Source organism: Clostridium saccharobutylicum DSM 13864, from assembly GCF_000473995.1.
GTDB lineage: Bacteria > Bacillota > Clostridia > Clostridiales > Clostridiaceae > Clostridium > Clostridium saccharobutylicum.
Map to the genome: position 1 here is coordinate 2,408,354 of NC_022571.1, position 21,676 is coordinate 2,430,029.

Annotated in this window: 17 protein-coding genes; 13 read left to right on the forward strand and 4 right to left on the reverse strand. The window is 29.5% G+C overall.

Annotated elements, in window-relative coordinates:
- Positions 1–204: 204 nt before the first annotated feature.
- Positions 205–2,001: a hypothetical protein gene (locus CLSA_RS10315; RefSeq protein WP_022746266.1), complete on the forward strand. Its 1,797-nt coding sequence runs from the start codon at positions 205–207 to the stop codon at positions 1,999–2,001.
- A 159-nt stretch (positions 2,002–2,160) separates the two neighbouring features.
- A complete protein-coding gene (locus CLSA_RS10320) occupies positions 2,161–3,096 on the forward strand; it encodes a ketopantoate reductase family protein (RefSeq protein WP_022746267.1) in 936 nt (311 codons plus the stop codon).
- 74 nt (positions 3,097–3,170) lie between these two features.
- Here CLSA_RS10320 and plsY read toward each other — a convergent pair whose 3' ends face one another.
- Entirely contained in the window at positions 3,171–3,764 is a 594-nt protein-coding gene (gene plsY, locus CLSA_RS10325) for a glycerol-3-phosphate 1-O-acyltransferase PlsY (RefSeq protein ID WP_022746268.1), read from the reverse strand.
- A gap of 274 nt (positions 3,765–4,038) precedes the next feature.
- Between plsY and CLSA_RS10330 the strand changes: the two genes are divergently transcribed.
- The 5 genes from CLSA_RS10330 to CLSA_RS10345 all read left to right on the forward strand — a co-directional run bounded on the left by CLSA_RS10330 (position 4,039) and on the right by CLSA_RS10345 (position 11,977).
- On the forward strand, positions 4,039–4,323 hold the full coding sequence (locus CLSA_RS10330) for a bacteriocin immunity protein (protein ID WP_041716558.1): 285 nt from the start codon (positions 4,039–4,041) through the stop codon (positions 4,321–4,323).
- Between the two features lie 83 nt (positions 4,324–4,406).
- Positions 4,407–4,568, forward strand: a complete 162-nt coding sequence (locus tag CLSA_RS23435) for a hypothetical protein (RefSeq protein ID WP_022746270.1) — start codon at positions 4,407–4,409, stop codon at positions 4,566–4,568.
- A gap of 638 nt (positions 4,569–5,206) precedes the next feature.
- On the forward strand, positions 5,207–7,432 hold the full coding sequence (locus CLSA_RS10335) for a UvrD-helicase domain-containing protein (RefSeq protein ID WP_022746271.1): 2,226 nt from the start codon (positions 5,207–5,209) through the stop codon (positions 7,430–7,432).
- 93 nt (positions 7,433–7,525) lie between these two features.
- Positions 7,526–9,670 (forward strand): McrB family protein, encoded by a 2,145-nt coding sequence (locus CLSA_RS10340; RefSeq protein ID WP_022746272.1) that lies wholly within the window; start codon positions 7,526–7,528, stop codon positions 9,668–9,670.
- A gap of 69 nt (positions 9,671–9,739) precedes the next feature.
- Positions 9,740–11,977 (forward strand): DnaJ-like cysteine-rich domain-containing protein, encoded by a 2,238-nt coding sequence (locus CLSA_RS10345; RefSeq protein ID WP_022746273.1) that lies wholly within the window; start codon positions 9,740–9,742, stop codon positions 11,975–11,977.
- 250 nt (positions 11,978–12,227) lie between these two features.
- Here the strand turns inward: CLSA_RS10345 and CLSA_RS10350 are convergent, their stop codons facing one another.
- From CLSA_RS10350 to CLSA_RS10360, 3 genes are all read right to left on the reverse strand, one after another.
- On the reverse strand, positions 12,228–12,578 hold the full coding sequence (locus CLSA_RS10350) for a cupin domain-containing protein (protein ID WP_022746274.1): 351 nt from the start codon (positions 12,576–12,578) through the stop codon (positions 12,228–12,230).
- A gap of 40 nt (positions 12,579–12,618) precedes the next feature.
- A complete protein-coding gene (lsrK, locus tag CLSA_RS10355; RefSeq protein ID WP_022746275.1) occupies positions 12,619–14,181 on the reverse strand; it encodes an autoinducer-2 kinase in 1,563 nt (520 codons plus the stop codon).
- Positions 14,182–14,389: 208 nt separating this feature from the next.
- Entirely contained in the window at positions 14,390–15,337 is a 948-nt protein-coding gene (locus CLSA_RS10360; RefSeq protein WP_022746276.1) for a sugar-binding transcriptional regulator, read from the reverse strand.
- Between the two features lie 329 nt (positions 15,338–15,666).
- On the opposite strand from CLSA_RS10360, the gene CLSA_RS10365 reads away from it, so the two are divergent.
- The 6 genes from CLSA_RS10365 to CLSA_RS24460 all read left to right on the forward strand — a co-directional run bounded on the left by CLSA_RS10365 (position 15,667) and on the right by CLSA_RS24460 (position 21,602).
- Positions 15,667–17,223 carry a sugar ABC transporter ATP-binding protein gene (locus CLSA_RS10365; protein ID WP_236903338.1) on the forward strand — a complete coding sequence of 519 codons (1,557 nt, stop codon included), beginning with the start codon at positions 15,667–15,669 and terminating at the stop codon, positions 17,221–17,223.
- A complete protein-coding gene (locus CLSA_RS10370) occupies positions 17,220–18,239 on the forward strand; it encodes an ABC transporter permease (protein WP_022746278.1) in 1,020 nt (339 codons plus the stop codon). Before CLSA_RS10365 ends, CLSA_RS10370 begins: the two co-directional genes overlap by 4 nt.
- Complete coding sequence (locus CLSA_RS10375) at positions 18,239–19,288, forward strand: ABC transporter permease (protein WP_022746279.1); 1,050 nt, start codon at positions 18,239–18,241, stop codon at positions 19,286–19,288. Before CLSA_RS10370 ends, CLSA_RS10375 begins: the two co-directional genes overlap by 1 nt.
- A gap of 96 nt (positions 19,289–19,384) precedes the next feature.
- Positions 19,385–20,485, forward strand: a complete 1,101-nt coding sequence (locus CLSA_RS10380) for a substrate-binding domain-containing protein (protein ID WP_022746280.1) — start codon at positions 19,385–19,387, stop codon at positions 20,483–20,485.
- 232 nt (positions 20,486–20,717) lie between these two features.
- A complete protein-coding gene (locus CLSA_RS24455) occupies positions 20,718–21,173 on the forward strand; it encodes a beta/alpha barrel domain-containing protein (protein ID WP_335618173.1) in 456 nt (151 codons plus the stop codon).
- Positions 21,174–21,602, forward strand: coding sequence for a beta/alpha barrel domain-containing protein (locus CLSA_RS24460; RefSeq protein WP_335618174.1), 429 nt, complete (start codon positions 21,174–21,176; stop codon positions 21,600–21,602).
- The last annotated feature ends 74 nt before the right edge of the window (positions 21,603–21,676 follow it).

Sequence of the window (21,676 nt, forward strand, 5' to 3'; positions counted from 1 at the left end):
TTACTCCTTCTTTTTATAAATTTGTATAATAAAAGTGTAAACTTTAATTATAAGGATTTTATAAGGAATAATATTTATGGATAAATATCAATTGTACAAAATTAAGTTGAAAGAGCAGTGAAATAATGGTATAAATATATAAAAAACATGAAAATGAATTAGCTATATTTAATTATAGTATGCATTTAGGGGAGAAAATAAAATATGCCAAATATTTTTGATGGATTACAAAAGTTAGATGATAATGTAATAATAGATAACATTGCAATGTTGGAAGCTGTAAATATGGGGAATGTTATTAAAGGATATGGAACTACAGTTGCTAATAAAGGTGCTAAGGTTATTAATAGCATTGGTGGATTTTTTGGTAAAAATCCTAATGTTAAGGTAGTTGAAGAAAAGAAAATAGAGGATTATATTCTTGAAGAAAAAAATAAAATTGTAAATTTAAATAGAAGTCAGTTAGACCATAAATTAATCGATGCATTAAAAGAAAAAGTTAATATGGATGGAGTACAATCCAATGATGCTATATCAGCATATATTATTAATTTAGTGGCTGATTATTTAAATATAAGTGAAAATCTTACAGTTGCACAAAAGGCGGATGGAATTTATAGAAGATATTTAGAAAAGTTATTATCAAGCATTCAAAAGGAGCTTGGTAGCCAAAATGAAGAAGAAGCTGAGAAAACCATAAAAGAGATAGAAAAGAATGTAAAAAATATCAGTGAAAGTGACAAAGAGAAATTAAAAGAAGTTCTTGAAATTGAAAACCTTACAGGTAATGAAATAAGAAATGTATTAATGAAAGCAGGAACACCAGCGCTTATAATTGGAGCAATGTCAGCATCTGGATTTGGAGCATTTATGGCATTGACAACAATTATTCATGCAGTTTTTACTACAATTATGGGAATAACGATTCCTTTTGCTGTTTATACTGGTGCAACTAGTGCTTTATCGTTTATATTAGGTCCTGCCGGAATAGCGTTTATTGCAGGAACCACAGTATGGCAATTTACAAAAGGAAATAAAAAGCTTAAAAATGAAATATTGGCTCAATTAATATTTGCATCTATAAATGTTTATGGGGGAAGTTTTGTTCCTAAAGATGAAGAGTTACCTAGTTATGAAACTAATGAAGAACTTTTAGAAGAAATAAGAAAAAGAGATAAAGAATATAAAAAACTTGTAGAAGATAACAATAAATTACAAGGTGAAGTTAGTAATTTAGAGTATGAGTGTTCTGAATTGATGACAGATATTGGAGTATACAAGAATATAATAAATAAAGAAAGTTATAGAAGAAGTGAATCCAAAAAGAAAATATTAAAATTAAAATCAGAAAAAGAAGAAGTAATTGAAAAATTAAGAGAATTAGAAACAAATGTATCTAATTTAAAACAGGAAATCAACTTGGAAAATGGTGACAGGATAAATAGAGAAATAGAAGACTTAAAAGTATTAAATGCAAATTATAAAAAAGAATTTATAGATTTAAATGATTCTATAGAATATCAAGAACAAATTATAGAGAACGCATCAAAGGAAATTGATGATAAAACATTAAAAATCAAAGAAACTGAATTAAAAAATGTAGAGTTACAAAAAGAAAATGAGTTATTAAAAATTAAGATGGAAGATAAGGATAATAGAATACAGAAAACAGAAGAAATAAGAAGAAAAGAAATAGAAGAAAAGTGGAAGGTTTATTATCCAGCTTTTCAAATAACTAATATGGCTATAAGAACTGCTACTAAATTTTCTAAAAAGGAAGTATGGGAAATTGAGAGAGCATTGATGGAGTTACATTCACTTAAAGATTATAAATCTGTAAGCAGAGGTAAAGTGAAATATAATAATCAAGAATACGAGCATATTGGGTTCTCACTACCATGTGGATTTCCAACTAGGATATTATATAAAATTCTTTCTAATTCTGATAAACAAGTACAAATAGAGAAAGTTTATAAGCATAACGAAAAGTTTCTCCAATAAGTACATATTAGTATAATTTTAATCACTTCTATCTAAATCTACTTTAACAATTACTTTTTCGTAGTTTATATTCTTACGTTGTCATATATAGGAAATATAATGCGGGAAAATTTTAGGCATAATGATATAATAAAAAATACATAGGGGAGGGAATTATCTATGAAAGAGAAGAAAGTTTGTGTTGTTGGTTTAGGTGGAGTTGGAGGATATATTGGTTGCATGTTTGCTAAACATTTTGATAATGTATACTTTTTGGCAAGAGGCAAACGGTTGGAATCAATAAGGGAAAATGGATTAAAATTATATAGTGCTGCTCATGGGAAAATGACAGTGCATCCCAAAATGGCGAGTGATAATGCTGAGGAAATAGGTGTAATGGATTATATTTTCATTTGTGTAAAACAGTTTTCATTAGAGCAGGTTTGTGCTCAAATATCACCAATGATTGATGAACATACTATAATAATTCCGCTAATTAATGGTGTTGGTGTTTCGGATAAAATACGTGGATTGATTGATAAAGGCTGTGTTATTGACAGCTTGATTTATATTGTATCTGGGGCAGATGAAGAATTTGCTATACATCATGATAGCTCATATTGTAATATTCACATAGGTTATGGAATGAACAGTGAATTTGATAATAGTATATTATCTGAAGTTCAGAAAATGTTACAGAGTGTAGGTATCACATGCATAATAGAAAATGATATACAAGCTGCTATTTGGAAAAAGTATATATTGAATTGTGGATATAATATTATAACAGCTTATTATAATGCAACAACATCAGATATAAGAAAAAATGAAGTTGCTGTCAAGCAATTAAAATTGCTATATGAAGAAGCTTGTTCAGTGGCACGTAAGTTAAATGTAAACATTGATGATAACTTAGAAGAAGTACATTTGAATCATATGTTATACAAACAGTCTGACTCATCTACAAGTTCTTTAAAAAGAGACATTGAAGCAGGAAGAAAAAACGAATTAGATGTGTTTTCGGGAAAACTAATTGAGTTAGCATTAAGCTGTAATGTAAAAGTTCCTATGACTACTTTTTTTTATAATGAATTAAAAAAGAAGTCTCAAATTTAAAGTTTAGGCATAAGTAAAAAAATAATAACCCCAGTAGTAAGCATAGTAGCTTTCGACTGGGGTCGATTTTTTTATTATTTTTCTTCGTTATTTATAATCCTTATTAAGTTATCTTTATGCCTAACTATCATCAAAATGCAGGCTACTGTAGCGGAAATAACTATTGCAACGTGAGATTTCATAATAATACACATAACAGGTATTGTTACACCTATTGCAATTGATCTAATAGAAACTATACTTGTAAATAAACGCAATATAAAGTGAACTGCAACTCCAGTTAATGTTGGAATGGGTGCAATCAAAACAAAGGCACCAAGGGTTGTATTTACTCCTTTACCTCCATTAAATTTAAGAAATGGAGTGTAGTTATGTCCTAAAATTACTGTTATTGCAATTATACCAATGAAAGCATTAGCTGATATTGGTAAGTTTATTGTTCTGATCAAATACAGTCCTAAAGCTACAGGAACTATTCCTTTTAAAATGTCAATTATCTGAGTTATAATAGATATTTTAGTTCCTGCAATTCTTTTAACATTTGTTGAGCCTATATTTCCACTACCTTTGGTTCTTATATCAATTTTACAAAACTTTTTAGTAAGTAGGTATCCTGTTGGGATTGAACCACATAAAAAAGATATAATAATTGTTATTAAAATAATCATTTTTTCCACCTAAAATTTATTTTATTTTGATTTGTTTAATGTACATATTGTAACTAGTTATACATTTAAACCATGCTTAGTATAACATAATCTACAATATGTGCAATGCATTATATATACATTATTATAAATTATAAATCAATTTAATGATATTAGATTTGTAATTTATGATATAATTGTATTATGGTGGGCAAAATTGTTACGAATAGTTGGATAGAAAATGGACATTGAGCTCATAAATAAAAATAATTTATCTAGAAAGGTAATAATCAAATTGAACAAAAAATATTATGATTTAATAAATGAATTACAAAAAACATTAGATGATCCGAAAGTTAAAAGTAATCAAGAATTAACTGATATTTTAACATCATATAAAGATAAATTAGAAAATGGAGGAGAGTATAAGTTTGTTTGTACAAAATTGACTGGTGATATCGCAGCATACGTGCGACATAATCATTTTAAAGCTCCAGAGTCAGTTTTAAAATTATATAATGATTTAGCAAATGTTGCATCTAAATACAGAGGATTATGTTCATTTATTACATGGTTCTAATTGAGTAATGCGATATTTTAAAAGTATGATATAATTAATATATTATAGAAAATTATTTTCTAAGAAATATGGAGGAACTATTAATGAAAATAAATGATAGAGTTGAATTTTTAGAACACGACAATAAAGGTAAGCAAGGTACTGTAATAAAGCTTATGGGAGATCATAGTGCAGTTGTTGTAATAGATGGTGAGGAAGATGATGTCCCAACTTTAGCAAGAGTAACTAATTTAAAAGTAATTTAGTTTTAAATACTTAGGCACAATCAAAAAAATCGAAATATCACATTATTTATAAAATAAACTACATTCTGTTTAGTTGATGGAATGTAGTGCGTTTTGTGAATAATGTGATATTTTTTTATATAGACAAAAGTAGAATTTATGGTAGGTTCAGTTTTTCAAGATCCTTTTGAATTAGGAAAAGCTATTTATACAATAGAAATAAATTTTTGAAGGTAAGGAGCCACTTTCTGGTACATAATATAAGTTTAATGATACAGGAATAGCAGTTCGATTACCCTATGAGGAAAATATTTAAAAAGATACCACATATCTATGAAAAGTCTAAAGATTTTTTACTATAATCTTCAAATTTCAACAAAAATATTTTGAAAAAGATGATAATATCTATATATAAGAGAAGCTAATATTCTAAAATTGAATATTTTGGAATATCATGTTTTAAAGATGTTAATTTAATATTGATACAGATTTAACTTAAATTAGTAATAGTTATAAGCAAAATATTAGGATAATCAATTATTATAAAGTGAGAATTATAACAACAAATATGTTATCAATTATATAAAAAACATAGCCTAGTTTTGAATTTAATTGAGGATATGATAAAATATACGATTAGATTAAAGGAGTTTTTACAAATGAATGTTTCACAAAACATGGAACTAGAAAACAAGGAGCTTATACTTAGCAAAAAGTTTTACAAAAAACTAGCTAATGAAAGGGATAAAAGAAAAAGAGAGCTTATATTAAACAAAATGAAAAGTTTTGAAATTATTTTGCTGAAAAGTAAATCAAAATCAGATATACCAAAAGCTATTTGGATAAGAAGAATAGTTGGAACAAATATATATAAATTTAGAGTTAATAGTGGTGATAGAATTCTATTTCAGTATATAGAAGACGAAGATGAAAATAGGATCCTTTTTTTAGATTTTTGTAATCATGATAGTCAAATCCGTACAGCTAAAAATCAAGTGTTGTGTATGTCTACTGTTGGACTTGAAATTAATGATAAATATGAATATAAAGAAGATGATTTTGATAAAGAAATTGATGAAGAAATTAACAATGATATATATGGAAGACTTGAAACACTCAAGCAAAATTCAGTTATTGAAGACGAATATATTTGTGTGTCAATTGATGAAGGAGATATGGAATTTTTAAGTTTTGAACAATATGAATGCATATCAAATAGAAATAAGCAATCAGATTTAATATTAGGATGTGCAGGCAGTGGTAAAACTGTTGTTGCAATAAGAAAATTGATTTTAAACAAGGAAGAAAATTTAAAATCAATTTATATAACCTGTTCTAATATGATAGTTGATAGGGCGAAAGATATATATTATAGATTTATTGAAAAAGATAATATGACATCTTTTTATACCTTAAGAAATTTGTGCTTTGAAATTATAGGACTCAAAAATCCAATAATAATTGAATATAAAGATTTTTATGAGTGGTTTTTTAATTATGCTTTAGTAAAGGAATATATAAATAAAGTTGATGTGAAAGAAATTTGGATAGAAATATGCTCTCTTATTAAAGGAACTGCAGGTAAAAAGCAGGATTCTAAAGAATTAGAAGGTATTATAAGTGAAGATGAGTATTATAATTCTGAAGAATCTCATCATGACTTAAAGACTAGAAAGATAATATATAGGATAGCAAGAATATATCAATATTGGTTAAAAAACAATAAATATTATGACGATAATGATTTGGCAATGTTATCTTTAAAAAAAATAACATCAAAATACAAATATGATTATGTGATTTATGATGAAATTCAAGATTTAACTGAACTACAATTAAATTTTATATATTCGATTGCCAGAAATGTAAATAATATAATGTTGATTGGAGATATAGATCAAAGCATCAATATAAGTAAATTAAACTTAGATTTCCTAAAAAATATGACCTATGAGAGTAATTCGAAACTTAGTGAAAAATTTATAATTAAAAATTATAGAAATGGATCTGAAACTATAAATTGGATTAATGCTTTTAAACAAATTAAATTTAGTAAATTTAAAAGTATGGGAAAAAACTTCGAACAAGAAGAAGAGTATATTAAGGAAGGAACTAAACCTAAAATAATATATAATGTTAAAAATCAAATTAAAATTCTAAGTAATGTGGATGAGGACGTTAATAGTATAATAATAGTTCCAGATGAAAGCGATAAAAAAGAATTGGAAGATATGGGTTATACATTAGGAAGAGTATTTTCTGTAGAAGATGTAAGAGGATTAGAATATGATAATATCTATTGTTATAATATTTTATCTAAGTTCAATTACATATGGGAAAAGGTATTATCTAATAATTCAAAGTTAGAGGATATATATAGAATATATTTTAATATGGTTTATATAGCTGTAACTAGAGCAAAAAATAAAGTCGTTTTTATTGAAAAAACTATTCCGGTACTAGATAGTGTACTACAAAAACATTGGGATAAAATTGATTATGAAAGTGAAATAGCTATGAATACTAATAAAATGAATATTAAACCATGGTATAAAGGTTTCATGTTAGAGACTAAGAATTCAGTACAAGAAAATGAATTCGATGAAGATACAAGTAAAGTACCAGAAACTGAAAGTTTTAAGGAAAGTGCAGCTGCTGGTATAGGAGGTTTCATTGGAGCTCTAATATCAGGAGGGTTAATTGGAGGAATACTTGGAATTGAAAAAGTGGATGAATGGAGCCAAGAGGCAGAAAAACTTGAAAGGACGGGAAATTATTATCAGGCAGCTTATGCATATAAAAAAGCTGGAAGACAAGCTGATGCAAAAAGGTGTGTAAGAGAACATGAAGTAAAGCTAAGTTATGAAGTGAATATACAGAATTAGTAGGAGTAACTTATATACATAAAAAATAAGAAGTTCTATAATTACTGTTCATCAAGCAAAAGCAATAATATATGTAATAAAGGAGTAAATCAGATGAAAAATGAAAAAATAAATCTAAATCAAGAAGAAGCAACTATACTTGAAGCTCAAGTAATTTCTACAGAAAGCGGTTTTAATAAGGAAAACGAAATAATAATTTCAGATGAACTGCGTAATGAAGAAGTAAATTTAAACAATAATAAAGATATTATGATAACTGAAGTTAATAGTGATGAAATAATTAAAATGAGTAATGAGAATAAGATAGAGTATCTTGAAAAAAATGTTTTTAAAAGCAAATTTGTTTTAGGAAGATTAAACAAGATTAGAGATGGCAAGAATGGGAAATATACATTTGTAGACTTAGTTTTACCATATGATATAAACACTAATTATAAAATTAATGGCACAAATTGGAGAGCATTTTGTGATTTTAACTACGTGCCAAATGATGTCAAACAGACTTTAAACCAAGGAGACTTAATATACTTTAGGCCGGAGTTAAATAGTATAAATCCACATGATATTATTAGAGTAAATGGAATAACCGTAAAAAAGCTGACAAGCTATAAAGAATTTTTAAAAAAGGAAAATATAGAACTTAAAGATGTAAAAATAGGTGGACTAGTTGCATTGGAAAGAGAAGAAGATATTAGAGTATGGGCAACAGAAGAATTTTATAGAAATTTTGGTCAATTACATGATGACTTATTAGCGAATGTAGAAGAAGAGCAGAAAAAAATAGAGAGTATTATGAAAGAGAAAGAAAAATTATACAAATCAATTCAAGATGAAAGAGATAAAGCTGATAAAAAGAAAAAGGATTTAGAAAAAGAGCTAGAAAGAAATAAAAAGAAGGCAGATCAAGAAATAAAAAATAAAGAGGATATGCTAAACAAGAAAAAAAAGGAAATAGAAAATTTAGTGAGAAAACTTGAATATTTTGGGTTTAAGGGTTTCAAAGATAATGAAGAACAAGAGAGTTTACTAAAAGATAATTTATTAGATAGCACATTTAATGAATTATTCGATTATATAAAAAATTATTTAAAATACAATAAAAAATTAATATATAGTGATGATACAATAAGAAGATTTTTAGTTGCTTTACAATCTAATGAGTTAGTAATTTTATCAGGGCCATCAGGAACAGGAAAATCAAGTATAGTTACAGCAGTTGCTGAAGCTATTGGTGGTGTAGCTAAAATAATACCAGTTAAACCAAGTTGGACTGAATCAGAAGATTTGATTGGCTTCTATAATCCAATAGAGAAAAGTTATGTATCAACACCTTTTCTAGATGCACTTGTTGAAGCAAAAAAGAATGAAAATAAAGATAAACTTTATCTTATTTGTTTAGATGAAATGAATTTATCTCATGTAGAATATTACTTTGCAGAATTTTTGAGCAAGCTTGAAGTTAATAAGGAGAATCCATCAATTGAATTATATAGTAAGGAAATTTTAGATGAAGTGTGTGAAAGTATAGAGGATACAATTCAATTAATGAGTGGCGAATCAGTTGAGATTTCAATAGATTCAATTAAAAAATGGTGTGCCGATAATTCAAAAGAATATACAGAATTAATAATAGAGTTAAAGAAAAAGATAAGATTTATTGAAAAATATCCTGCAATATTTGATATTCCTAATAATGTAAGATTTGTAGGAACTATGAATATTGATCAAACTACAAAATTAATTAGTCCAAAGGTCATAGATAGAAGTTTTATAATAGAGTTATTAAAGTTTAGAGCTAAAGTAGATGATATAAAAGGAGAAAAAGTAGAAAGCAAATTTATACCAGCGGATATTTTAAAATTAAATAATAAAGAAGAGTTGTCTAAACAGTCCAAAGAAATAATAAAAGAATTAGATTTAACCAATCAAGTTTTAGAATTATTAGATTGCGATTATAACAGTAGAACATATAGTCATATTAGTAAATATCTTTGTAATTTAGAACAATGGGAAATAAAATTTGATAAGAATGAAGTGCTAAGCGATTTAATTGCAATGAAGATTTTACCTAGAATGAATATTTCAATTAAGAATAAGGCTGATGAAAAATATAAAAAATGGATTGAATTTAAAACTGAAGGTTATAAAAAATATTCTGATGATGTTAAATTTAAGATAAGTAAAATGGATAAAGGTTTGGAAGAAGACAATATTTTGAGTTTTTGGGGTGTATATTAATTTACCAGAGCAATTTATTTTATATTGAAATTCTAAAACAATATAAATATTGAAAGTAAGGTGATACTTATGGAGATTAAACTAGTTTTATTAGATATTAATAATGGTAAATTTGAGATATACAAAGAAATTAATGAGTACTGTGAGAATAATTTATGCATTACTCAATATGAGAAAAATAAGAGAAATAATAATTTTTTACACTTGGGTGTAAAGTTAATTGATGTTTATAATCCTAAGGATTATATTGTAAGCATTGGAAATGAGAATTATAATAACTTGAAATTTAATAATGATGTAGAATGTTTTTATCAAGAAACTATTGGAGAGGATGCTGACCAAATAGGCATAAGTAAAGCAGGATTTTTCAAAGTAGAGATACGCAACAGTGAAAGAAAAATAGTATATACATCTGAGCAAATACTCGTAAAACCATCAATAATATCAGTAGAAATGTATAAACAAATGGTGGATATGTTATTAAATATAAATAAAGATTTGGTTATGCAAGACTTTTCCAATATATATTTAAATATTGAGGGGAAAAAAGAAGATTTATCGGAAACAGTATTGAATTTTTTAAACAATATTGAAAATTTAATATATAACATAAATAAAAATCCTTATGTCGAATTAGTAAAAGAGGATGCAAAGGTTAGCTATAAAAAAATTAAGAAGATTTCTAGTAAAGTAATCATAGAAAAAGAATTGTATCCTTTTAAAAATAAATTTATGTCAGAGGTGGCAAGGGAAAGTAAGGACACTTATGAAAACAGAATGATTTGTTCTGCTCTTTTAGATATCAAGAATTTGATCGAAACTAATCTAAACATGAACTTAAATTATATTAATAAAATAAATAAAGATATAAAAATAACAACAGCACAAATAAATAGCATGTGTAATACGCCAATAGCTACACAAAAAATGTCAGCAAGTAATGCAGAGGAAAGAGCAATATTAAATTTGGGAAGAAATAATTCCAGTGATAGATTACCCTTGCCTATGAGACCGCATGGCAACTTGGAATATTTTAATGATTTAGAAAGAAAGTTAGAAAGGTTGAATAATACTATTAAGTTGTTGAAAGATTGCAAAGCTAATTGGACAAGCAGCAATAATAAAATAGATGCATACTTAAAACTTGAGATTTTTAAAGAATTAAAAATGACACAAAAAAGAAGAGAAAAATGGAGAACAACACAAGTGTTTTTACATGATTTAACATACGGAAAATTATATCGTAAGCTAAAAAACTTTTGTGAAGATAGTAACTATAACTTATCAGATCTAGAGGAAGAACAATTGAATATAAAAGAAGTTTATGATGTTTTTGAAATTTGGTTATTCTTCTATATGGCTAAAATATTAATTCAAGAACAAGGATGGAAGATTGAAGATAATAGAAACATAATTAAAAATGTAAATAAATACTTGATTAAAAATAAAACATTATATGGATTTTCAATAGAATTTATTCATAAACTTGCACACAGACAGGTAAATACTATTGAAGAAAATAGAGTTAATATGAAATTAGTTTATAATAAAACAATAAAGCTAGAAACAGGTAACTTAAGGCCAGATTTTACATTTATATTTAATTGTAGAAATGTAGAAAAAAGATTTTACCTAGATGCTAAATATCATAATTATACAAATAATAAACATGCTTTCTTGGATGATATAAAAAATGTAGCAATTGAAAAATATTATTTAAAATTATTAAATACAGAAGATAGAGCAGTGGGGTCTTTTATTGTTCATTGTAATAATAATTTTGAGAATTTTGGAGGGAAAGCTTCAAAAAAGAATATCAATACTAGTCCTATGCATAGATGTGGGAGTTTTTCATTAATACCTGATAATTCAATTAATTTTATTACATGGATAAGTTTAATAATGGAATGGTTTTATGATGAATATAATGTTTGTTGGAATTGTGGAAATACAAAACCCGAAGAAAAACAACTTTCAACATTTGGAGGTAAAATAAAGTATCATTATACTTGTTATGATTGTGGTAGTTTTTGGGTTAAAAATCATTGCGGAACATGTGATTGTAATAAAATAATTAAGCATGATTTACCACAAAAACAATATCATATTCAAACAAATGAAAAATGGATGATGGAATGTCCAAAGTGTGGAGAATCAGGAGGTACTAAGCCTAAAATAACATATATGGAGAAACGAGTAGAAGAAAAATGCCCTAGATGTCATGGTAGAGGTCGTATACCACAATATAAACACACAGAACGTGGGAGATGTTTTTTATGTGATGGCGCAGGATATATTTATAGTTAGAATATATATTCATGTCTGTAAAACTTAAGGTTATATTTATAATTAGGTTGTAATCATTTCTTCAGTAAAAGTCATCCTATTTTTGCTTGTCCTCACTTGCTTGAGGAGTATGCAAAAATGGGATAGCCTTTGCTGAGAGAAATCCACAGCCTAATTATATAGAAACCTAGAAAAAGAATACAGCTTCTTTCGGTAAGTTACCACATAGGTCTAAATCCAAAGTTGTTCATCTATATATTTTGAAAATAAATTAGTATTTATAATCATCAACATCAACTTTATCTAATTTTTGATAAGGCGCAAGTGTTGAGGCTATTTTTATAGGAGCATTATAATTGTTTATACAATAGTGAACTTCACCAGGTTCTATATGGATAAATTGCCCCTTTGTCATATGATTTACTTTACCATCGACAACAATGTCAATTTCTCCATCTATAATATAGAAATTTTCTTCCATAATATTGTGATAATGAGCTTTAAAATCTTGTCCTGGTTGAAATTGCACTAATGCAAAATTCATACGAGGACCTTTCATTAGATATTTTGGACCATTGTCACCAAAACGATAATCTTTATCTTTTTCATCGATAATATACATAATTAATTCCTCCAATTATTTTAAATTTTTATTATAAATTCTAAAGGCCAGGTGCAATCCACATATTTTTTGCGATTTTCTTGTTACAAAATTCTAATTGTGCAGCATATACCTTTCTCCATTTATTGTAAAGATTTTCATATAGACCATGATTTTTCTCATTAGGCTGATAAGTTTTATCCCAAGATACCAATTCATTAGCTGTTTTTGATATATCAGTATAAATTCCTGCACCATAACCAGCCAGAATTGCAGCACCGAGACCAGTTGCTTCTTTTACTACTGGAACACGAATTGTCAAACCTGTAACATCAGATAAAATCTGGCACCATAACGAACTCTTAGAAGCACCACCTGCAAATACAATGCTTTCTGGCATATTGCCAGTAAATTCTTTTACTGTATCAATGTTACCTTTGGTAATCATAGCTGCATTTTCCAGTATTGCGCGATAGAAGGTGTAGCGGTTAAATTTCTTAGAATCCAGTTCAAAATTTGTGAAAGTAGGAGCAGCATGTTTCCATGAAATAAAATTCATTACATCAGAAAAAGCACACATCATGTCATAGCTTCCAGCGGGAATTTCTGCAGCTTTCTCATTCATGAGATCATAAACATCTCTACCTGTTTTTTCAGCTTCCTGTTTTTCAAGCTGGCAGAAACTATCTCGATACCAGCGCATAACAAGTCCAGGTTTGAATGCTAGTGCTTCATATTGCCATATACCTGGTACAGCATGACAGTTTACACGAACACGACAATCTGAATCAGTTTTAACAGTATCTGTATTAAGTTCATATTGCCAGAAACTTCCTCCAAAAACAGCACCTTCATTTGGGTTTACAACTCCTACACCAATGCAACCAAGCTGTGCATCACCTCCGCCAACTACAACAGTAGTACCTTCAGCAAGACCAGTATCTTCAGCACCTTTTGAATTTACTTTGCCAATTATTGAACCACATTCTGCAATTGGTGGAAAGATATTATCTTTAAGACCGCATTTTTTCATAATGGAAGGATTCCATGTACGCTTCTTAAGATTAATGATACCAGTGGTTGAGCCATTGCTTGGTTCAACGGCAAGCTTTCCTGTCATTTTATAAATCAGCCAGTCATTAAACATGCTTACCAAGAAAACCCTTTCATAAACATCAGGCATTTTATTCTTTACCCATAGAATTCGTGGAATAGCATCGAGAGCAAAAGTTTGTCCAGATTCAAGATATACTTCTTTTTCTAGTTCTGGATCCATTCTAATTAGTTCTTCAACCTCATCATTAGCACGGGCATCTACATTAGCACATGCCCATATTTCTTTTCCATCTTTATCATACAGTACAATTCCTTCACGCATACAAGTTGTGGATACAGCAGCAATCTCTTTCGGATCTATTTTCGTTTCATCTATAACTCCACGGATGCAGCTACATGCTAAATTCCAATTATGAGTCCAATCAAAGTCCATACTTCCTGGCCATCTTGGATCTTCATTATGTGTCCATTCCTTGTGCACACAACCAACCTGATTACCTTTTAAATCGAATAAAAGAGCACGTACGCTGCCTGTACCAGCATCAACGGCCATTAAATATTTTTTCATATAAATCCCACCCCTTTATAATAAATAAAATATTGACAAAGCACATTCAAAAAAATAACAAATCCATCTGCCAAGTCTGTTTTGGCATTATGCTGCGTCAGTTGATTCCTCTAATAACCCGCTATGAGACAAATCAACTTCCTTGCCTGATTATTTTTTTAGTGTGCTAGCTGTAGTGAAAAAATGAAATTGAATATTTAAATAAAATCTAATCATTTAAATTATCTAAGGATTTTGACTTATTTTCGAGTAATTTTAGTGCTGTTGATTCATCAGTAACAAGAATATCAATATAACCTCCATTTAGGACAGCCTTAATTGCATCTACTTTTTCATCACCTGCAGCAACTCCAATTACATTTTTTAATCTATGGAGTGTATCAAGTGAAGTTGTAATGAGACGAGATTCAATATTTGAATCTACTAATTTTCCATCTTTATCTACAAAGTGACATAATACGTCGCCTATGGCACCTTTTAATTTTAGGTAGAGTAGATCATTCTTGCTTAAAATGCCGCTTTTTAGAGTAGTGGCATTTTCACTCATAGAACCAATACCTACAACAGATAAAGAAGAAAGTTGTGCCATACGGGAGATATCATTAATGGACGATTCATTCTTGATTGCATCTGCAACTTCTTTGGAAGACACTAAAATAGGTGATGGAATTAAATATAGTTTCGCATTAAAGATTGAGGACATATTATTTGGCAGATAAAAATTAACTCCTCCAGTAAGTGAAACTATAGAAATAGGCTGTTCTACTATAGCTGCTAGATTGTTTAAAATGCGGCTTTGTGTATCTCCATATCCCATATTAATCAATGCGTTATCTTCCAAACGATTATTTATATACATGGCAGCTGCTCGTGCAACATTCTCATTTGTATTAACTTGACTAGGTGGTGAAGATACAATGAAAGTATCTTTAAGATCATAAGCTTTGGTTAGTTTTTCTTCTAACTGCATGCGATTAGCGGAATCATCTTTCATTTTAAATTGAATAGTTCCAGTGGCACGTGCTTTATTTAATAATTTTACAACACGCATACGTGAGATTCCTAGAAACTCTGAAATTTGTTGCTGCGTCATATTATGAAAATAGTAATACCATGCTGCTTTATACATAAGGACTTCTTCATAATTATTATCCATATTTATCTACCTCCGATGCTGTTGCATTAATACATTTGTTTAGTTTAAAAACATTTGTTTATATTATAACTATATTATTAATGCTGTTTTATTATGATAATAATAGAACTATTTGTAATAGAAGTTTAAAAACATAAATATAACTGCTTAAATTCATTTAAATATGAGGCTTTGGGATAACAATAAATTTGATAGTAAATATAAAATATTAATTTTGATTAAAACGTTATCATAATTTTATTAACAAAACATATGATATATTAAATCGCAGTGTTTCAAACAAAAAGTTAAACATATAACAAATGTTATTAAGGGCAATCAAATAGATTATGGGGGAAAGGATTATGTCAGAAAATATTTTAAGTGGTAAAAAAATTAATTCCAAGAGCACGCTCCTTTCTGTATACGATATTTATAAATCATTTGCTAGAAATCAGGTATTGAAAGGTATAACTCTTGATGTGTGTGAAGGTGAAGTATTAGCACTGGTTGGAGGGAATGGTGCAGGTAAGAGTACATTAATGAAAATAATTATGTGTATTTATAGACAGGATAAAGGTGATATTTATGTTGATGGCAAAAAGGTTACAAGTTCTAAACCATTGGATGCAATGGAACTTGGAATGTATCTTGTACCTCAGGAACCTATGCTTTTCCCCAATATGAGTGTGGAAGAGAATATAATAGTAGGTTTTAATGAGAAACCTGGGGAGTTACACAAACGTCTTATAGATTTGCAGAAACAGCTTGGGTGGGAAATGGATTTAAGCAGAAAGGCTCTGACTTTATCTATTGCAGAGCAGCAACTGGTAGAACTTCTTCGTGGACTTTTACGAAATGCAAAATTATTAATTTTGGACGAACCTACTAGTGCATTGACATTCAATGAAGTAGAATCTCTTTTCAAGATTATTAATGATCTTAAGAAGAAAAATATTGGTATCATATATATTACTCATCGTCTTGAAGAAGTATTTAAGATTGCAACTAATGTTGCGATAATGAGAGATGGTATTATTACACTTAGCGGACCAGTCAAAGATTTCACTCGTGAGATGCTTGTGCAGGGTCTGCTTCCTTCGGATGTAAAAGAGAACAAACAATTTTTTAACAGTAAATTACCAGATTATAAAAATCTTAAACCAATTTTCAGTTTAAGGGACTTTAGTGGATATGGATTTAAAAATATATCTTTTGATGTATATCCTGGCGAAATATTAGGCTTAGCAGGAGTAGTAGGAGCTGGTCGTACCGAACTTGCAATAACGATTTTTGGTAAAGATTCAGTACTTGGAGGAAAGGCTTATCTTGGTGGAAAAGATATCACAGGAATGCCTACTGCTAAGGTTATTGAAAACGGTATCAATTATGTACCTGAAGATAGACGACAGGATGGCATTTTCAAAATTGGTGATATAGCATTAAATACTTCATGTGGGGCTTTAAAAAAGCTTAGCAAGTTCTTTATGAATTTTAAAGTAGAAGAACAAATTACTGGTAAGTATATAGATGATTTGCATATTAAAGTAACTGGACAGGACCAGCTGATTGGAAGCCTTTCAGGAGGTAATCAACAGAAGGTGGTAATAGCTAGAATTCTTGCAACTCATCCAAAGTTGATTATATTAGATGAGCCTACCCGTGGTATTGATGCGTCAGCTCGTAGTGATGTGTATATGATTATAAATGAACTAAAGAATCAGGGATTTTCAGTTTTACTTATTTCATCTGATATGGAAGAAATCATTCAGCTTTCAGATCGTGTAATCACTATGTTTCAGGGCTGCATAAATCATACATTTCAGAAGGCTGACATCAATGAAAAGAATCTTATGAGTGCAGCCTTTGGAGTCTATGAGGACAAGGAGGAAGGTGAAAAAATATGAATGTTATAAAGAAATTTATAAATAGAAGAGAGTCCACTTCGATTATTTTTTTAATTGCTTTATACGTAATTGTTGGAATTATAAATCCTACATTTATGCAGTCAGATAATATTATGCTTTGTTTAAATGGTGCTACAATTTATACAATCTGTGCCATCGGTATGGCATTTGTTATATTTACTGGTGAGATTGATGCATCCATCGGTGCTACTTTAGGTTTGTCCGCTGCAGTTGTGGCTACTATGGTAAGAGATGGTGAACCTTTTATCATTGCAGTGTTAGCAGCTGTATGTATAGGTTTGATTATAGGATTGATTAATGGAGTTGGTGTTGCAGTTCTTAAAGTGCCATCCATTATCATGACCATTGGTATTAATAGTGTAATAAGAGGGTTTTCATATGTGTACACTGGTGGTGCCTGGGTAGAAAATGTTCCTAAAGATTTTAAGGGACTTTCACAGAAGGGGATTGCAGGATTGTCATGGATGTACATCGGTACAATTGTTGTAATGATTTCTATATATATGTTTTTGACAAGGACAAAGCGTGGACGTTACTTCCACGCAGTTGGTGATAATGAAGATGGTGCAATTCATCTTGGTCTTCCTGTTACAAAAACACGTTTGATCAGCTTTGTAATTTGTGCAGTTTGTGCATCTTTAGCATCTGTTGTATTTGTCAGCCGTATTGGATTCGTTACACCAACATCTGGTAATGGTTACGAGATGAAAGCTATTGCAGCTTGTGTTATTGGTGGCATTAGTCTTTCAGGTGGTATTGGAAATATGGTTGGTGCCACATTTGGTGCATTGATTATGGCATCTATCAGCCGTATATTAGTATTCTTAGGATTTTCATCTGACTATGATAATACAATTACTGGCATTTTGTTAATTGCTATAGTTGTTTTAGATGCAATAATACAGCATCGTAACACTGAAAAAGCAAGAAGAGAACGATTATGCGCTAGAACTGAAGCAACTGATGAAAATAAAGCAATAGGAGGAAATATATAATGAAAGAAAAATTTAAAAAAGATCATTTGAAATTTAAATTTCGTTGGGAGTATTTCCTAATACTATTCATTATTGCAGAAGTATTTATATTTGGCTCCATGAACCCTAAGTTCTTAATGCCACGTGTTTTATTTGGGAGTTTTAATGATTTTATTTCTATTTGCATCATTTCAATATTTATGTGCTTTGTATTTATTACTGGCGGTATAGATTTACAGGCTGGTTCTATTGTAGGTTTAAGTTCTATCATAATTGGTGTTACGTGGAAGAACATGGGGATAAGTATAGTCACAGCTTGTGCAATTGCTGTATTCATTGGTTGTTTATGTGGTGCATTAAGTGGATTCTTTGTAGCATTTACTAATGTACAGCCAATGGTAATAACACTTGGAGGATCGTTTTTATATTCTGGACTTGCTATTGCAGTATCAAATATGTCAAATACAGCTGCTTATCTCGGTATAAGTGGATTTCCAGAATCATTTACAGCTTTTACACAAAAACGATTCTTAGGAATAATACCTTCACAAGTTTTAATTTTTATTGCACTTGCTGTTATTGCTTATATTATTCTTCATGGCACAAAATACGGAAGACAAATATTCCTTTGTGGTATTAATAAGCGCGCAGCAGAATTTTCTGGTATAAATGCAAAAGCGATTATCATGAGTACTTATATTTTTTCAGGTATGGCAGCATCTTTTGCAGGAATCATTATGACAAGCTATCTTGGTTCTTCAAAAGCTGATTTCGGTAGTGATTTAACAATGCCAATTATTACAGCAGTAATATTAGGTGGTACTTCTACCTTAGGAGGCAAAGGAGGAGTTTTAGGTACTGCACTAGCAGCTGTTGTAATTGGAATTATGAGATTTGGACTTTCTATGAATGGACTATCAAATCAATATCTAGATATTCCAGTAGGTATAATGCTAGTTGTTGTAGTTGCAGCAAGTACTGCTTCTAAAAATCAAAAGATTAATTCATTCATACAGCAGCATTTTAATTTTAAACAAAAATTAAATAATAAGGCACAATCAAATAAATAATCATGTATACGTTTAATAATATTAGTGTGTATAAATGTGGATGTATCTACATCTGCATAAAATAAAAAAATTAGTATAAAATGAGGGGGATTTATTATGAAGAAAAAAGCTGTTGCATTAGCACTTATTGGTGCAATGATATTCACTACACTTGTTGGTTGTGGTTCAAGCAATACTACAACAGATACATCAACTAACAGTTCTAAAAAAGGAAATGTTACTGTAACATTTATTCCCAAACTTACAGGTAATGCATTTTTTGAATCTGCTAATAAAGGAGCTCAAAAGTATTCTGAACAATGGGGATTCAAAGTTGATTATGAAGGTGATGCTAATGCATCTGCAGCTTCACAGGTTTCTGTAATTAATAAAGCAGTTCAACAAGGTACTAATGCTATTTGTTTATCATCTGTTGATGCTGCTGGTGTTAAAGATGCACTTAAAGCAGCAGCTGATGCAGGTGTTACAGTTACTACATGGGATTCTGACGTAGATCCATCAGTTCGTAAAGTTATGGTTTCTCAAGGAACTCCTGAACAATTAGGTCAGATGTTAGTTCAAATGGGCTACGATTCATTAAAAGAACGTGGCAAAGATCCTGAAAAAGATGCTATCAAATATTGCTGGCATTATTCAAATGCAACAGTTACTGATCAAAATTCATGGCAGGTAGAAGGGGAAAAATATATAAAATCAAAATATCCTAATTGGCAAAATGTTGCACCAGATAACTATTATTCAAATCAAGATGCTGAACAAGCTATTTCTGTTGGTGAATCTATATTGTCTGCACATTCTGATATTGACTTAATTATATGTAATGATTCTACAGCACTTCCTGGACAAGCTCAAGCAGCTCAAAATAAAGGATTAACAGCTAAAAATGTTACTATCACTGGTTTTGCGTCACCTAATTCAATGAAACAATACTGCAATGATGGAATCTTAACTCGCTGGGGTCTATGGGATTGTGGTATTCAAGGTGCTATGGGATGTTATATGGCATACTATATTGCTTCTGGTAACTCAGTAAAAGTTGGAGATAAGATTGAAATTCCTACTGTAGGAACTGTAGAAGTTATGCCAAATAGTGTACTTGATCCTAAAGCAGATGATTCAGATACTTCTTCAGGAGTTGTATTACTTCCAGAAAGAACTATATTTACAAAAGATAATATGAACAATTATGATTTCTAATAAAATCTTTATAAATATAATAATTAATTTATAAAGATTTTCAATGACAAATTAATATTGTGTCTCAAAATATAAAATTAGTACAATATATTTACTGTTTTATATTTTAAAATGCAAGTATATTAAATCTAAAATTTATTTTGAGTCACCTTTACCAGCAAATATATTTTTAATAAAAAATAAGCTAGTGCGATGATATATGTACTAGATATAAAAATGGAGGATTTTAATTATGGCAGATAAAGAAGGGTATAAAGTTGCAAAGGATTATCATACAGAAGTACCATTTGCAAATAACAGTGAAGGTTTTTATGTAAAGGGAGCAAATAGTTTAGATTGGGGAATGAATAAACATCTTGCAAATATTTTTGACAAAAATAGTGGTAACACTGTAATGTTTGCATTTGATCATGGTTATTTCATGGGCTCTGTATCAGGTCTTGAAAGACTTGATTTGCTGATTCCTAAACTAATTCCTAGCGTTGATGTATTGATGTGTACAAGGGGCGCTCTTCGTACTTGTGTACCTCCGGTTGGAAATAAAGCAATTGCTCTTCGTGTTTCATCTGGTTCTTCTATGTTAAATGACGATTTATCTCATGAAGTAGTTGCTGTGAATATTGAAGATGCAATAAGATGTAATGCAGACTGTATGGCTGTACAAGGATTTATAGGTGCAGATGGCTAGTTGCAGAGTATTGATAACTTATCAAAAGTAATCAATGCAGGTATTCGTTACAGTATTCCTACAATGGGTGTTGTAGCAGTTGGCAAGGATATGGAACGTACAGACCGTTATTTCAAACTTGCTACTCGTATGCTTGCAGAAATTGGTGTGAACATAGTTAAGAGTTATTACTGTGAAAATTTTGAAGAAGTAGCAGCTGCATGCCCAGTTCCTATAGTTGTAGCAGGAGGAAAGAAACTTCCTGAAAATGAAGCTCTAAAAATGGCATACCATGCAATAAGTGAAGGTGCACATGGACTTGATATGGGAAGAAATATATTCCAAAGTAAATATCCAGTGGAAATGGCAGAAGCTATACGTAAAATTGTCCATGAGAAAGCAACTGATAAAGAAGCTTATGAATTCTATCAGGATGCAATTCATAAATAAGTGACAATTAGTAGAAAGGGCAAATTTTTGAGAGTTCATTAAAAAAGCTTATTTAAAAGGGGCAATTATAAAAT